This is a genomic window from Methylobacterium sp. OAE515, assembly GCF_041806315.1.
GTDB lineage: Bacteria > Pseudomonadota > Alphaproteobacteria > Rhizobiales > Beijerinckiaceae > Methylobacterium > Methylobacterium tardum.
On record NZ_JBGMUV010000001.1, the window covers coordinates 2,320,007 to 2,334,148 of the forward strand.

The 14,142-nt window shown below is 70.3% G+C and carries 10 protein-coding genes; 6 read left to right on the top strand and 4 right to left on the bottom strand.

What is annotated here, in order from left to right; genetic code table 11:
• Positions 1 to 16: 16 nt before the first annotated feature.
• Positions 17 to 346, bottom strand: a complete 330-nt coding sequence (locus ABIE45_RS11345) for a hypothetical protein (RefSeq protein ID WP_373622305.1) — start codon at positions 344 to 346, stop codon at positions 17 to 19.
• Positions 347 to 484: 138 nt separating this feature from the next.
• Here ABIE45_RS11345 and ABIE45_RS11350 point away from each other — a divergent pair, with 138 nt between their 5' ends.
• From ABIE45_RS11350 to ABIE45_RS11370, 5 genes are all read left to right on the top strand, one after another.
• A complete protein-coding gene (locus ABIE45_RS11350) occupies positions 485 to 1,201 on the top strand; it encodes a DUF1194 domain-containing protein (protein ID WP_192706808.1) in 717 nt (238 codons plus the stop codon).
• 32 nt (positions 1,202 to 1,233) lie between these two features.
• Positions 1,234 to 2,739, top strand: coding sequence for a M81 family metallopeptidase (locus tag ABIE45_RS11355; RefSeq protein WP_192706809.1), 1,506 nt, complete (start codon positions 1,234 to 1,236; stop codon positions 2,737 to 2,739).
• Positions 2,740 to 2,851: 112 nt separating this feature from the next.
• The gene (locus tag ABIE45_RS11360; RefSeq protein ID WP_192706810.1) at positions 2,852 to 3,922 is read left to right on the top strand and encodes a malate/lactate/ureidoglycolate dehydrogenase; all 1,071 of its coding nucleotides are present in this window, start codon (positions 2,852 to 2,854) and stop codon (positions 3,920 to 3,922) included.
• 109 nt (positions 3,923 to 4,031) lie between these two features.
• Positions 4,032 to 5,351, top strand: a complete 1,320-nt coding sequence (locus tag ABIE45_RS11365) for an MFS transporter (RefSeq protein ID WP_192706811.1) — start codon at positions 4,032 to 4,034, stop codon at positions 5,349 to 5,351.
• Positions 5,352 to 5,386: 35 nt separating this feature from the next.
• Complete coding sequence (locus tag ABIE45_RS11370; protein WP_192706812.1) at positions 5,387 to 6,910, top strand: altronate dehydratase family protein; 1,524 nt, start codon at positions 5,387 to 5,389, stop codon at positions 6,908 to 6,910.
• A 135-nt stretch (positions 6,911 to 7,045) separates the two neighbouring features.
• Here the strand turns inward: ABIE45_RS11370 and ABIE45_RS11375 are convergent, their stop codons facing one another.
• Positions 7,046 to 8,092, bottom strand: coding sequence for a saccharopine dehydrogenase NADP-binding domain-containing protein (locus ABIE45_RS11375; protein ID WP_192706813.1), 1,047 nt, complete (start codon positions 8,090 to 8,092; stop codon positions 7,046 to 7,048).
• Positions 8,093 to 8,285: 193 nt separating this feature from the next.
• Between ABIE45_RS11375 and putA the strand changes: the two genes are divergently transcribed.
• Complete coding sequence (gene putA, locus ABIE45_RS11380) at positions 8,286 to 11,960, top strand: trifunctional transcriptional regulator/proline dehydrogenase/L-glutamate gamma-semialdehyde dehydrogenase (RefSeq protein WP_192706814.1); 3,675 nt, start codon at positions 8,286 to 8,288, stop codon at positions 11,958 to 11,960.
• Positions 11,961 to 11,975: 15 nt separating this feature from the next.
• Here putA and ABIE45_RS11385 read toward each other — a convergent pair whose 3' ends face one another.
• Both ABIE45_RS11385 and ABIE45_RS11390 read right to left on the bottom strand, forming a co-directional pair.
• Positions 11,976 to 13,568 (bottom strand): ABC transporter substrate-binding protein, encoded by a 1,593-nt coding sequence (locus ABIE45_RS11385; protein WP_192706815.1) that lies wholly within the window; start codon positions 13,566 to 13,568, stop codon positions 11,976 to 11,978.
• A 188-nt stretch (positions 13,569 to 13,756) separates the two neighbouring features.
• A complete protein-coding gene (locus tag ABIE45_RS11390; protein ID WP_192706816.1) occupies positions 13,757 to 14,050 on the bottom strand; it encodes a DUF2218 domain-containing protein in 294 nt (97 codons plus the stop codon).
• Positions 14,051 to 14,142: the final 92 nt, after the last annotated feature.

A 14,142-nucleotide genomic window follows, 5' to 3' on the forward strand; every position in this document is an offset into this window, starting at 1 on the left:
CGCGGGCGCGCGGGGTTCATTTGAGGGTGACGGGATCGATCTGTCGGCGGCCCTGCTGCCTGCGCCGCGCCCTGGACTCGCGGGCCAATTCCGCCAGTTGCGCATCCAGGCGCTCGGACAGGCGGCCGACGAGCCCGATCGTCGCGTCGAGCGCGCGGCTGACCATCGCGACCGTACCGGCGACGCCTCCGACCACAAGGGTCTCGATGACGCGTCCGATCCGATGAACAATTCGCATGTAGCAGACCTTGCTGGAGACAGTGCTGACCGCACCGCTGAGCGGGCGAAGTAGCGCGCCGGCGTCCGGTCGGGATGAGGCGGAAAGCGGAGCAGCCCCGAGCGCCACGCGCGGAACTTTCCGGGCTTGCGGCACAGCGGCCGGTCGTCCCGGGGCGGCTCGAGCCGAACCAGAGGAGCGGCAGGCTCGTTGCATGGAGGTGGCCGTCCGCCGTCCCGTGTGGGCGCCCCTCACCGAGTGTCGGCCATGCGGCGACGCCATCTTCTGTCCGGGATGCTCGCCGCTGTGTCGCTGGCGGGCCGCCGCGCCGGTGCCGCCGAGCAGTCGGTCGATGTCCTGCTGGTCCTCGCCGTCGATGTGTCGCTGAGCATCAGCGAGGACAGGTTCGAACTCGAACGGCGCGGCTATGCCGAGGCGTTCAGCGATCCGCGCGTCCTGCGCGCCATTGGAGAGGGGCCAACCGGCCGCATCGGGGTCGCGCTGTTCGACTGGGCGGGACCCGGGGAGCAGCAGATCGCGGTGGACTGGATGGTGATCGCCTCCCCGCGGGACGCGAACGTTTTCGCGGCCAAGCTCGCCGCGGCGCCGCGACCGTTCTACGGCCGTACGGCGATCGGCTCGGCGCTCCGCTTCGCCTCCACGCTTCTGGCACAGGCGCCGTATCGGACCGACCGCAGGGTGATCGACATCTCCGGCGACGGCACCGGCAATGCGGGCCCGTCCGTCACGGAGGCCCGGGACGCGGCTGTCGCGGCCGGCAGCACCGTCAACGGCATCGTCATCCTCACCGATCCGGAAGGCATGCCCGGCTTCCTGAAGGAGCACACCAACCCGGCTGGCGGTCTGGCGGCCTACTACCGCTCCGTCGTGATCGGGGGCGAAGGGGCCTTCGTGATGAGCGCCGAGAGCTTCGCAGCGTTCGGGCGCGCCCTCATCGCCAAGCTGGTGCGCGAGATCTCCTGACCCGCCCCCGAATCGCCGAGGATCTCTCCCCGATGCGCATTGCCGTGCTCCAGTTCACGCACGAGACCGTGACCTTCCTGCCGAACGACACGGCTCGGGAAGACTTCATCTATCCGGGCTCGCCCGCCTCCGGAGAGGCGCTGCTCGCGACCGATCCGAAGGGCTACATGGGCGGCTTCGTGCGGGTGGCGCGCGAGTACCCGGGCGTCGAACTCGTCGGGATCACCTCGCCGCTCTGGCCGCGCACCGGCACCGCCTCGGGCTGGATCACCGCCGACGCCTACGCGTACTTCCTCGGAAACATGGTCGCGGAGTTGCAGGCGCAGGGGCCCTTCGATGGCGTCTATATGGCGCTGCACGGCGCGATGGCGGTGCACGGGGTAGCCCGTCCGGAGGCCGATATCGCCCGGCAGGTCCGCGACGCGGTCGGGACGCGGGCCGTGATCGCCGGGACCTTCGACCTGCACGGCAACGAGGATGACGCGTTTCTCGCCTATGCCGACATGGCGTTCGCGGTGAAGTACTTCCCCCACTACGACGGCCATCTCCAGGGCGAGCGCGCTGCCCGCATGCTGGTCCGGGCCGTGCGCGGCGACTACCGGCCGGCCCACCGCGTGATCAAGGTCCCGATCCTCTCGCCCACCGTGGTGCAGTGGACCGGCGCCGCACCGTGGTCCGACCTCGTCCAGCGGGCCTTGGTCTGGGAGGCGCGCGAGCCCGACGTCTACGTCAACGTCTTCTTCGGCTTCCCCTGGGGCGACGCAGTGGACGGCGGCATGACCGTGCAGGCGATGACCAACGGCGATCCCGACCTCGCCGACAGAGTGGCCCGAGACGTCGCCGCCTTCGCGTGGCGCCACCGGCAGGGTCTGCTGGACGCGGCGCGGATTCACCCCATCGCGGACGGCGTGCGGCTTGCCCGTGAGGCCGTCGCCGTGGGGGAGGGGCCCGTCGTGCTGGCCGACCACAGCGACCGCTCCGGGCAGGCCACGTGGCTGCTGCGCGAGATCGCGGCGCAGGGCCTGACCCGGACCCTCGTCGCCACGATCGCATCGGCCGAAACCGTCACGGACGCTCTGGCCTGCGGTCTCAGGCCAGGTGACGCCTTCGATGCGAACGTGGGCGGCGGCGCCGACCCGTCCGCCGGAACGCCGGTGCGGATCACCGGAACCGTGCTGCAGGTGGTCGCCGCGCCGGCGCCGGGCGTCGCCGGGAGCGGTGGCGGGGGCGGCCACTGGATCTGCATCGGCTTCGGATCCGGCAACGTTCTGGTGCTCAGCCCGCAACTCGCCCAGATCGTCGAGCCCGCCGAGCTCTGGAGCCTCGGCCTCGACCCGGCCGCGTTCGACGTTGTGGCGATCAAATCGCGGGTGCATTTCCGGCGCGGCTTCGACGACAGCGGCTACGCCCGGACGATCCTGCTGGTCGAGCCGCCGGACCCGTTCCTCGGCACGGTCCGGCTCGACCATCTGCCCTACAGCCAGATGCGGGCGGCCGACTTCTTCCCCTACGGCGATCCGCCGCAACCGGGGCCGTGACCGGGACGACATTCACCGCCGTGCCGTCACCGCGGGTGCTCGCGCAGCACGTGTGAGGGCGCTAGGTTCATCCCGCACGCGCCCGACGAGGCGCGGCCAGGGAGGACACGGGATGCGGATTTCGGCCGACAGGCTGTCTGCCTATGTGCGAGACATCTTCGTGCGCGAGGGCTGCGCGGAGGCGGAGGCCGAGCGGATCGGCCGCTTCCTCGTGGCCGCCAACCTCACCGGCCATGACTCCCATGGTGTCGTCCGCGTCACCCGCTACGTGGAATGGCTGCGGTCGGGCGAGGTCGAGGCCGGCCGAACGCCCGAGATCATCACCGACGCCCCGTCCTTCGCGCTCCTCGATGCGCAATACGGCTTCGGGCAGACGGCGGGGCCGTTCGCCACCGATCTCGGCATCGCCAAGGCCAAGGAGACGGGCGTCGCCATCGTCGCGCTCCGCCATGCCGGCCATCTCGGGCGCATTGGCGAGTGGGCGGAGCGCGCCGCTGCGGCCGGTCTGATCTCGATCCATTTCGTCAACGTGGCGGGGAGCCTGCTGGTCGCACCGTTCGGCTCGGTGGAACGCCGGTTCTCCACGGCGCCGTTCTCCGCTGGCTTCCCGGTTCCGGGCGCGGATCCGATCATCCTCGACTTCGCCACCTCGGCCGTGGCTGAGGGCAAGGTGCTGGTCGCGTCCCGGGGCGGCAAGCCGCTGCCGGAGGGCGCGCTCATCGAGCCGGACGGAAGCCTCAGCGCCGATCCGGCCACGCTCTTCGGACCGCTCGAGGGCGTCGAGCGCGACAACCAGCGCGGCGCGGGGGCGATCCGGGCCTTCGGCGAGCATAAGGGTTCGGGTCTCGCGCTGATCTGCGAGCTTCTCGCCGGCGCGTTCACCGGGTCCGGCGCCGCCGGGCCGGGCAAGCGGCGGATCTGCAATGGCATGCTGTCGATCTACGTGATGCCCGAGGCCTTCGGGACCGAGAACGCCCTCGCCGTGGAGGCGCGGACCTACCTCGACTTCTTCAAGAGCGCCAAGCCGATGCCCGGCGCGGAGGTGCTGCTGCCCGGCGAGCCGGAGCGGCGGATGCGAACCGAACGCCTCGCCGACGGCGTCCCGCTGCCCGAACCCGTCTGGGAGACCCTGCTCGCCGCCGGACGTCCGCACGGGCTGGACGGCAACGCCTATCGCGACTGAACCGGAGCCGCGCGCCCCGGACTCGACGAGATGCGCCTGCGGAAGACCCTCGGATAACGGGGCGCCGCACTGCCCGGGGACGCCATCCCCGCGACTCGGGAGGAACAGGATGTCCAGACTGCGCTGGCTCATGATCGGCCTCTGCATGGCCGCCAACGCCATCAACTACATAGACCGCGCCAACCTCGCGGTGGCCGCGCCGACCATGTCGAAGGAGCTGGGCCTCAGCGCCACCGATATGGGCCTGATCCTGTCGGGCTTCTTCTGGACCTATGCGGTGATGCAGCTGCCCTTCGGCTACGTCGCCGACCGGGTCGGGGCGCGGCTGTCTCTGATGGTCGCGGTGGTCTGGTGGTCGGCCTGCACGGCGCTGACCGCGGTCGGCCGAGGCTTCCTGTCCCTGCTCGGACTGCGCATGCTGCTGGGCGTCGGCGAGGCCGGGGCCTATCCATCCTTCGCCAAGGTCGCGGCCTCGTGGTTCCCGCGCTCGGAGCGGAGCTTCGCCAGCAGCATCTTCGATAGCGGCTCCCGGGTCGGATCGGCGCTCGCGATCCCACTGGTCTCGTGGGTGATCGCGACGCTCGGCTGGCGCGAATCCTTCATCATCACCGGCCTGCTCGGCTTCGTCTGGGCGGTGTTCTGGATGTGGCTCTACCGCGAGCCCGAGAACCATCCGGCGGTGACACCCGAGGAACTCGCGGCGCTGCGGGCCGCGCAGGAGCGGCCGAAAGCGGTCGATGCCGCCGATGTCGCCGATGCCCAGAACCAGGTGCCGTGGCTGTCCCTGTTCCGCTACCGCACGGTCTGGGGGATGATGGCCGGATTCTTTTGCCTGAATTTCGTGATCTACTTCTTCATCACGTGGTTTCCGACCTACCTGGTCAAGGCGCGCGGCTTCTCGCTCGCGGAGCTCGGCACGCTGGGCAGCCTCCCGGCGCTCGCCTCGATCCCGGCTGGCTGGCTCGGCGGCTTCGCGTCGGACGCGCTCTACCGCAGGGGCTGGAGCCTCACGGCGGCGCGCAAGACCTGCCTGGTCGGCGGCATGCTGATGTCGTCGGTGATCACCCTGTCGATCATCGCGCCGAACATCTACGTGGCGCTGCTCTGCTTCGCCGTGGCCTATGGCAGCCTCGCCTTCACGGCCGCGTCGATCTGGGCTCTGCCCGGGGATGTCGCGCCGACACCCGCCCACGTCGCGTCGATCGGCGGCATCCAGAATTTCGCCTCGAACGTCGCTGGGATCGTGACGACCACCTTCACGGGGTTCATGCTGACCGTGACCCAGGGTTCGTTCGCGATCCCGCTGATGGTGGCCGGCGGCTTCTGCCTGCTGGGCGCCTTCATCTACCTCTTTGTCGTCGGCGAGATCGCGCCGCTGCCGGTCCGGGACGCCCGCGCCCCGGCCCTCCGGCCCGAAGCGGCCCGATGAGCGAAGCCGCAACGACGGATTGTCAGGAGAGACCGATGTGCGCCTATCCCGTCATCACCCTCCGCCCCGACGACGGCGTCGTCGTTGCCCGCGGTGCCATCGAGCCGGGCACGCCGGTCGCGGACGGCGTCACGGCCGCCGAGCGGATCCCGGCCGGCCACAAGGTCGCGGTGCGTCCGCACCGGAGCGGCGAGGCGGTGACCAAGTACGGCCAGATCATCGGCTTCGCGAAGGACGACATCGCGGCCGGCCGGCACGTCCACGTCCACAATCTCGGGATGGGCGAGTTCGCCCGCGACTACGCGTTCGGCGTCGATGCCAGGCCGACGCGGCTGGTCACCCCGCCGGCCACCTTCCAGGGCATCCGCCGCCCCGACGGCCGTGTGGCGACGCGCAACTATGTCGGCATCCTGACGTCGGTGAATTGCAGCGCCCACGTCGCCGATCTGATTGCCGACGCCTTCCGGCGCCACCCGATCCTCGGGCTCGATCCGCTGGCCGCGTATCCGAACGTCGACGGCGTCGTGGCGCTGACCCACAAGACCGGCTGCGGTATGGCCATGGGCGAGCCGCTCCGGCTCCTGCGCCGGACGCTCGCGGGCTACGCGCGGCACGTCAACTTCTCGCACATCGTGATGATCGGGCTCGGCTGCGAGGTGAACCAGATCGGCGCCTTCCTGGAGGAGCAGGGCCTCGGCGACCGGATCCGCAGCATGAACATCCAGAGCCTCGGCGGGACCCGGAAGACCGTCGAGGCCGGCATCGACTTCGTGAAGGGCATCCTGGCTGAGGCGAACGTGGTCCATCGAGAGCCGGTGCCGGCAAGCGAGCTGATCGTCGCCCTGCAATGCGGCGGCTCGGACGGCTATTCCGGCGTCTCGGCGAACCCGGCGCTCGGCATCGCCAGCGACCTCGTGGTGCAGAATGGCGGTACGGTGATCCTGTCGGAGACCACCGAGACCTACGGGGCGGAGCACCTCTTCACCCGCCGCGCGGTGAGCCCTGAGGTCGGCCAGAAGCTCGTCGACCTGATGCGCTGGTGGGAGGAATACACCCGCAAGGAGGGCTCGGAGATCGACGCCAACCCGTCGCCCGGCAACAAGGCCGGCGGCCTGACCACGATCCTGGAGAAGTCGCTCGGCGCCATGGCGAAGGCTGGGAGCACCAACCTGGTCGAGGTGCTGCGCTACGCAGATCCGGTCACCGCCAAGGGCTTCGTGTTCATGGACACGCCCGGCTACGACCCGGTCTCGGCGACGGGGCAGGTGGCGGGCGGGGCGAATCTCGTATGCTTCACCACCGGCCGCGGCAGCGTCTTCGGGTGCAAGCCGGCGCCGTCGATCAAGATCGCCACGAACTCGGCCATGTACCGACGGCTAGAGGAGGACATGGACGTTAATTGCGGCACGATCCTCGACGGAGAAGAAACCGTGGAGCAGGCCGGACAGCGGATCTTCGAGCTGATCCTGAAGGTCGCCGGCGGCGAGCGCACGAAGAGCGAGCAGTTCGATTTCGGTTCGTCGGAGTTCGCGCCCTGGCAGATCGGCGCGACGGTGTGATACGCTGAGTGTCGTTTGCATTCTCCGGGATAATTGAAACCCTCGTCCCGGAGGTATTCTGGTCCACCTGCGATAATCCGCCCCGTCATTCCGGAACGCCGAAGGCGGGTCCGGGATGACGACGGAACATGATCGTCAGAGATCCGTCCGAACCACGTTCGGAAAGCCCAGGATGAAGTCCGGGCCGAAGGCGGTGACCGGCGTGTGGAAGCCCGCCGCCACCGCGCCGGAGGCCAGGCGCCGGGCGACCTCCAGTGCCGTCCAAGCCGTCAGGGTGTAGCCCTCTGGCGTCTCCATGCGGCTCGCCGTCCGGTGGCCGGCCGCATCCCAAGCCTCCGCCAGAAAGGTGCTGCGGGCCGAAGCCCGCGCCGAGGCCGATGGCCCTGCCGGCAGCCGGTCGATGCCGCGGTTGATCAGACGCTGCGCGGTGCGTCCGGCGATGATCTTCCTAAGGCCGGCCGGCAGCCCGGCCGCCGCCGCCATGGCCGGGAATGCCTCGAAATACACGTCGATGTTGGGGACGCCGGTGGAATACCATGCGCTCGACACGTCGCCCCAGCCGAGCCCGACGGTGCGCCGCGGGCCGCGGCCGAAATCGGCGCTGCTGCGGGGCGGGCTCGGCAATTCGACGATGCGGCCGTCCCGGCGCACCCGCGTCCCCCAGGCGATGCCCTCGGCCATGGTGCGGGCGGTGCCGCGGCTGAACCCGCCGAAGCCGCCGATCGAGATCCGAAGCTGCGTCGCGCCGGGCAGGCGGCGCGCCACATGGGCCGCGAGGCAATCGCTCGGGACCACGTCGAAGCCGGCAGCCGGAAGCAGGACGATCCCAGCCGCCTTCGCGTCCGCATCCCGCGCCGCGAGGGCTTCCAGAACCTCGATCTCACCGGTGATATCGAGGTAATGCGCGCCCGCGGCGAGACAGGCTTCGGCCATGGGCCGCGCCGTCATGGAGAACGGACCGGCCGCGTGGATCACCGTCGCGACCCCTGCCAGAATGGCGCGCAGGCGCGAAGGATCGTCGAGGCGCGCGGCGCGCGTTTCCAGCCCCAAGCGCGCGGCCAGCGGCTGCAGCTTGTCCGGATCGCGACCCGCCAGGATCGGGCGCAAACCTTGGGCGGCGGCGTGCTCGGCCAAGAGCTGCCCAGTATAGCCGTTGGCGCCGTAGATCAGGATCGCGGTCATGTCGGGCTTCTGCCACCGCTTTCGCCGCTGTCAAAACGCGCGGGCCGCGTGAGCGCTGTCGGTGCTCAGCGATGCCCCGTGGTCGCACGACGCATCCTCGATCGGTGAGTGGCGCTTAAATCGCAGCAGCAGACGGCGTAGCCTGCACCCGGGCCGGCGAGAGGATTGCCAGCCGCACCCGGGGGGATGATCCATGCACGCATCCCATGCGATCGACGATATTGCCGGGCCGTTCGACGCCTTCGCGGCGGCGCTGCCTGAATTGTCTCCGCTCCGGGCGGCCGTCGTCGCGGCCTGCCGCTGGCCCGAACCGGATTGCGTCGCGCCGCTCCTCGATCAGGCGCGCTTCTCGCCCGATGCCGCCCGGCGCGTGGCCGAACAGGCCCGGCACTTGGTCGAGGCCCTGCGTCGGCAGACCCGCCGCGGCGGGGTCGAGGGCCTGATCCACGAATACGCGCTGTCGAGCCAGGAAGGCGTGGCGCTGATGTGCCTCGCCGAGGCGCTCCTGCGCATCCCCGACGCGGCGACCCGCGATGCGCTGATCCGCGACAAGATCGCGGGCGGCGACTGGCGCGCCCATCTCGGTCACAGCCCGTCGCCGCTCGTCAATGCGGCGACCTGGGGCCTGCTGGTCACCGGCCACCTGGCTGCCACGCGCGACGAGGCCGGCCTCTCCGCCGCGCTGACCCGGCTGATCGCCCGCGGCGGCGAGCCGGTCATCCGCACGGGGGTCGATCTCGCCATGCGGATGATGGGCGAGCAGTTCGTGACCGGACGGACCATCGCGGAAGCCCTGCGCAACGCCGCCCGCATGGAAGCGAAGGGGTTCACCTACTCGTACGACATGCTCGGCGAAGCCGCGCTCACCGCCGCGGATGCGGAGCGCTACACCCGTTCCTACGAGGGGGCGATCCGGGCCATCGGCGAGGCGTCCGCCGGGCGGGGCGTGCTCCGCGGGCCGGGGATCTCGATCAAGCTCTCAGCACTCCATCCCCGCTACGTGCGGGCGCAGCGCGGCCGTGTCCTCACGGAGCTTGTCCCCCGGGTGCGGGCGCTCGCCGTTCTGGCGATGGGCTACGACATCGGCCTCAACATCGACGCCGAGGAGGCCGACCGCCTCGATCTGTCCCTGGACATCCTCGAAGCCCTCGCGCTGGATCCGGCGCTTGCCGGCTGGGACGGGCTCGGTTTCGTCGTTCAGGCCTACGGCAAGCGCTGCCCGTTCGTCATCGACGTGATGATCGACCTAGCCCGGCGCAGCCGGCGCCGTCTGATGGTGCGCCTCGTGAAGGGTGCCTATTGGGACAGCGAGATCAAGCGCGCGCAGGTGGATGGGCTGGCCGACTTCCCGGTCTTCACCCGTAAGGTCCACACCGACCTATCGTATCTCGCCACCGCACGCAGGCTTCTCGCCGCGCCCGACGCCGTCTTCCCGCAATTCGCGACCCACAACGCTCAGACCCTGGCCAGCATCGTCGAGATGGCGGGCCCGGCGTTCCGGCTCGGGCAGTACGAATTCCAATGCCTGCACGGGATGGGCGAGCCGCTTTACGAAGCCGTCGTCGCCGGAACCGACCTGCGGCGGCCGTGCCGGATCTACGCGCCGGTCGGCACGCACGAGACGCTGCTCGCCTACCTGGTCCGGCGGCTTCTGGAGAACGGAGCCAATACGTCCTTCGTGAACCGGGTCGCCGACGAGGCCGTGCCGATCGCGACGTTGATCGCCGATCCGGTCGCGACGGTGGAAGCCATGCCGCGGCCCGGCGCCCCGCACGAGCGCATCGCGCGCCCAGGCGCGCTCTACGCCCCGGCCCGGGCCAACGCGGCGGGCCTCGATCTCGCCGACGAGGCCGCGCTGGCCCGGTTGTCCGAGGCCCTGGCGGCGAGCGGCCGGATACCCTGGCGTTCGGTCCCGACCGGTGCGGATCCGGCCTCGGCGGACAATCCGGTGCGCAATCCCGCCGATCATCGGGATCATGTCGGGGCCTGGCGTCCGGCCTCACCGCCGGACATCGAGGCGGCACTCGCACGCGCCGAACGCGCCACCGAAGCCTGGGCCTCGACCCCGCTCGGCACCCGCACGGCGTGCCTGCGCCGCGCCGCCGACACGCTCGAGGCGCGGATGCCGGTGCTGATCGGGCTGATCGTGCGCGAGGCCGGGAAATCCTATGCCAACGCCGTGGCGGAGATCCGCGAGGCCGTGGACTTCCTGCGCTACTATGCGGCCGAAGCACAGCGCATCTTCGAGGGCGCGCAGGTTTCCCTCGGGCCGGTGACCTGCATCGCACCCTGGAACTTCCCGCTGGCGATCTTCGTCGGGCAGGTCGCGGCCGCGCTGGCGGCGGGTAATCCGGTCCTCGCGAAGCCGGCCGAGGAGACGCCCCTGACCGCCGCCGAAGCGGTTAGGGTGCTGCATGAGGCTGGCGTCCCGGAAGACGCGCTCCAGCTTGTGCCCGGCGACGGCGCCGTGGGTGCCGCCCTCGTCGGCGACAGGCGCATCGAAGCGGTGATCTTTACGGGCTCGACGGCAGTGGCCAAGGGCATCCAGCGCATCCTCGCCGAGCGCCTGAGCCGCCATGGTGAGCCGGTGCCGCTGATCGCCGAGACCGGCGGTCAGAACGCGATGGTGGTCGATTCCTCGGCGCTGGCCGAGCAGGTGGTGGCGGACGTGATCGCGTCCGCGTTCGATTCCGCGGGCCAGCGCTGCTCCGCGCTGCGGATCCTGTGCCTCCAGGAAGAGATCGCAGATCGCACGCTGCACATGCTTCGGGGCGCCTTGCGTGAACTCGCGCTCGGGGACCCGCGCCAGCTCTCCGTCGATGTCGGCCCGGTCATCACCGCCGAGGCCGCGCACACGATCACCGCCCACGTGGCGACGATGCGCGACCGCGGCTTTGCCGTTGAGCAATTCGCGTGTCCGACGCAGGCGGCAAACGGAACCTTCGTGCCGCCGACCCTGATCGAGATCAGCCGCGTCGCGGATGTCGAGCGCGAGGTCTTCGGGCCGGTGCTGCACGTGCTGCGCTACCGCCGCACGGATCTCGACCGGCTCCTCGATACGATCGATGCCACTGGCTACGGCCTCACCTTCGGCCTGCACAGCCGCATCGACGAGACGATCGCGCATGTGCTGGACCGCGTCCGGGCCGGAAACCGTTATGTGAACCGCAACATCATCGGCGCGGTGGTGGGCGTGCAGCCCTTCGGCGGATCCGGGCTGTCGGGGACGGGTCCGAAGGCGGGCGGCCCGCTTTATCTGGGCCGACTGGTCCGGAGGCAGCCGGCCGCTTCATTGGACGGGCTCGGAACCGGCGATACGCTCCTATGTCCCTACGCGGCGTGGCTGAGATCGAAGGGGTACGGTCGGTTGGCGGAGGCCCTCACATCCGCCCGGTACCCGGCCGCCGCGCAGATTGACCTCCCGGGGCCGGTCGGCGAGCGAAACCTTTACGGCCTCCGAGCACGCGGGCGTGTCGCGGCCATCGCCGCGACGGAGCCGGGCCTCTTCCTTCAGGTCGGCGCGATCCTGGCGTGCGGAAATCGCGCCGTCGTCATCGCGCCTGAGCCGATCCGGGCCGCGCTTCACGGTCTGCCGGAGGCCTGCGCGGCACGCGTTGACGACGCTCCGGCTCTGGAGGCAGCTGGCGACGTCGCGGCTATCCTGTTCGAGGGCGATGCCGACGGCCTTCGGGGTCTGAACCGGACCGTCGCGGCGCGCGCCGGGGCGATCCTGCCGGTCCAGGCCCGGACCCCGGAGGCACTGGCAGGGGGCGACCTCTACACCGCGATCGGGCTCGTCGACGAGGTCTCCACCGCGATCAACACGGCCGCGGCGGGGGGCAATGCCAGCCTGATGAGCGTCGGCTGATGGCCGCGTCGGTGGTCAGGCCGAGCGGCGCAGGTTCCAGAACAGCGGCAGGCCGGTGAGCATGCCCTCGAGGTCTCGTCGGTAGGCGGTGGGCTGGAAGTACTGGCCGCACGGAATGTAGGCGCCAATCTCCAGCACGCGCGCCTGGATCCGCGCCGCAACCGCCTTCTGGGATGCGAGGTCGGGCGCAGCGAACCAGGCGCTGCGCAGCTCCTCCAACGCGGTGTCGGTCTGCCAGCTCGGAACGCCGGCTCGACCGTTCCCGCGGATGACCAAGTGATAGGCCGGCGACAGATGGTCCAGTCCGCCGGAGAAGATCCCGAACATCGACCAGCCGCCCTGGTCGAGGGGCTTCGGGCTCAGGATGCGCTGGTTCACCGTGCCCCAGTCGGTCGCGACGAGATCGACGTTCATCCCGAGCTTGCGACAGAGATCGGCCATTACCTCGCAGATCGCGTTGATCCGCGGCACGTCCGTGCCGGCGAGCAGGACGACCCGCTCGCCCTTGTATCCCGCATCCGCGAGCGCCCGCTTCGCCGCCGTCAGGTCGCGCGGGCCGGTGAGCGACTCCAGGCCGACTTCGGACGCCATCGGGCCGCCGGGCGTGAACACGCCCGCCGGACCGCGCCGGATCGTGGCATCGCTGCCGGCGACCGCGTCCATCATCTCGGCCTGGTCGACGGCCGACAGCAGGGCCCGGCAGATCGCCGGGTTGTCGAACGGCGGCAGCGTGTGATTGAGCCGGATCTGTCCGATCAGCCCGGCCGTCTCCACGAGATCGACGCGCAACGCCGGCTGTCGCAGCAGGTCGGGCACGAGATCGACCAGCGGCTGCTCCCACCAGTCGATCTCGCCGGAGCGCAGGGCGCCGGCCGCGGTGGCGCCGTCGGGAATCGTGCGCCACTCGACGCGGTCGAAATGTGCGATCCGCGGCCCCGCCGTGAAGCTCGGCGTGCCGCCCTCACGGGGACGGTAAGATTCGAACCGCCGGTAGACGTTGAGCGAGCCGGGCACCCGCTCATCCGGGACGTAGCGATACGGTCCGCTGCCGACGATCTCCGAGACAGCTTGGGTGGCCGGAATCGTGCTCAGCCGCTCCGGCATGATGGCGGGGAGGTAGGAGGTCGGCTTCGCAAGCGCGTCCGGCAGGAGCGGGAATGGCCGCTTCAGGCGGAACGTCACCGCCGTGTCGGACGGTGCCGTCAGCGCGTCCACCGTCGCGAACAGCGCCCCACCATAGGCGTCGCGCAACGCCCAGCGCTTGAGGCTCGCGACCACGTCGCGGGCGAGCACCGGCGTACCGTCGTGGAAGCGAAGGCCGTCGCGCAGGGCGAGCTGCCAAGTCAGACCGTCATCCGACACCTGATGACCGGCGACCATCTGGGGCTGTGCGCGATACCCGGAATCCAGGCTGTAGAGGGTGTCGAACACCATCAGCGCGTGGGTGCGGGTGACGTAGTTGGTGGTGATGATCGGGTCGAGCAGCGCGAGATCGGCGTAGGGCACGAATTTCAGCGTGGTTGCGGAGGCTGCCCGGACCAGAGCCGGCCGGGCGAGCGTCCCGGCAACCAGGGCGCCGGCGCCTCGCAGCAGCGTGCGTCGCTTCATCGATGGGTCCCCGATGCGCCGGCGAAGGGGCGCGCGGCCCGGCGTTCGCAAATGCTACGCCAGCGGCTCGGCATCCCGGCGCCCGAGAACGAGAAAACCCGCCCGGCTGGCAGCCGAACGGGTTCAGTCGCCCGGCATGGCACCGGGCGCAGGCAGATCAGCCGATCAGACCGGCCGCGTGAACGTCGTTAGGCGGCGCGGGACCAGCGGATATCGCCGAGGCTCTCGCGAAAGGCGAAGCGGGCGAGGTGGTCGGAGACCACGTTCTCCAGCCGGGTGAGGTTGACTGGGTCGGCGCTGTCGATGCGCATCACCAGAGCGTCCGGCTCGGCGTCGAACGTGCACACACGGTCCTCGCCGAACGGCACGGTGCCGTGCTCCGGGGTCGCCTCGACCTTGAACTTGTGGCTCCAGTGCCGGCAGAGCTGCTGCAGGTAACGGCTCGCTTCCGTGGTCTGCACGCGGGCCTGTGAGGTGGGCATTCCGTCGGTCTCCAGAAGAATGGCAAGCTGTCTGTCGTTGACGGGTCGTCGATCGATCTCGCATCTGCGAGATAGGTAGTGCCGAGAGCAAA

What these genes read in the sequence shown, in the direction of transcription:
- ABIE45_RS11365 (WP_192706811.1), top strand. Translation starts at nt 4,032, where the DNA reads ATGTCCAGACTGCGCTGGCTCATGATCGGCCTCTGCATGGCCGCCAAC.
- ABIE45_RS11355 (WP_192706809.1), top strand. Translation starts at nt 1,234, where the DNA reads ATGCGCATTGCCGTGCTCCAGTTCACGCACGAGACCGTGACCTTCCTG.
- ABIE45_RS11350 (WP_192706808.1), top strand. Translation starts at nt 485, where the DNA reads ATGCGGCGACGCCATCTTCTGTCCGGGATGCTCGCCGCTGTGTCGCTG.
- ABIE45_RS11360 (WP_192706810.1), top strand. Translation starts at nt 2,852, where the DNA reads ATGCGGATTTCGGCCGACAGGCTGTCTGCCTATGTGCGAGACATCTTC.
- ABIE45_RS11375 (WP_192706813.1), bottom strand. Translation starts at nt 8,092, where the DNA reads ATGACCGCGATCCTGATCTACGGCGCCAACGGCTATACTGGGCAGCTC.
- ABIE45_RS11370 (WP_192706812.1), top strand. Translation starts at nt 5,387, where the DNA reads ATGTGCGCCTATCCCGTCATCACCCTCCGCCCCGACGACGGCGTCGTC.
- ABIE45_RS11385 (WP_192706815.1), bottom strand. Translation starts at nt 13,568, where the DNA reads ATGAAGCGACGCACGCTGCTGCGAGGCGCCGGCGCCCTGGTTGCCGGG.
- putA (WP_192706814.1), top strand. Translation starts at nt 8,286, where the DNA reads ATGCACGCATCCCATGCGATCGACGATATTGCCGGGCCGTTCGACGCC.
- ABIE45_RS11390 (WP_192706816.1), bottom strand. Translation starts at nt 14,050, where the DNA reads ATGCCCACCTCACAGGCCCGCGTGCAGACCACGGAAGCGAGCCGTTAC.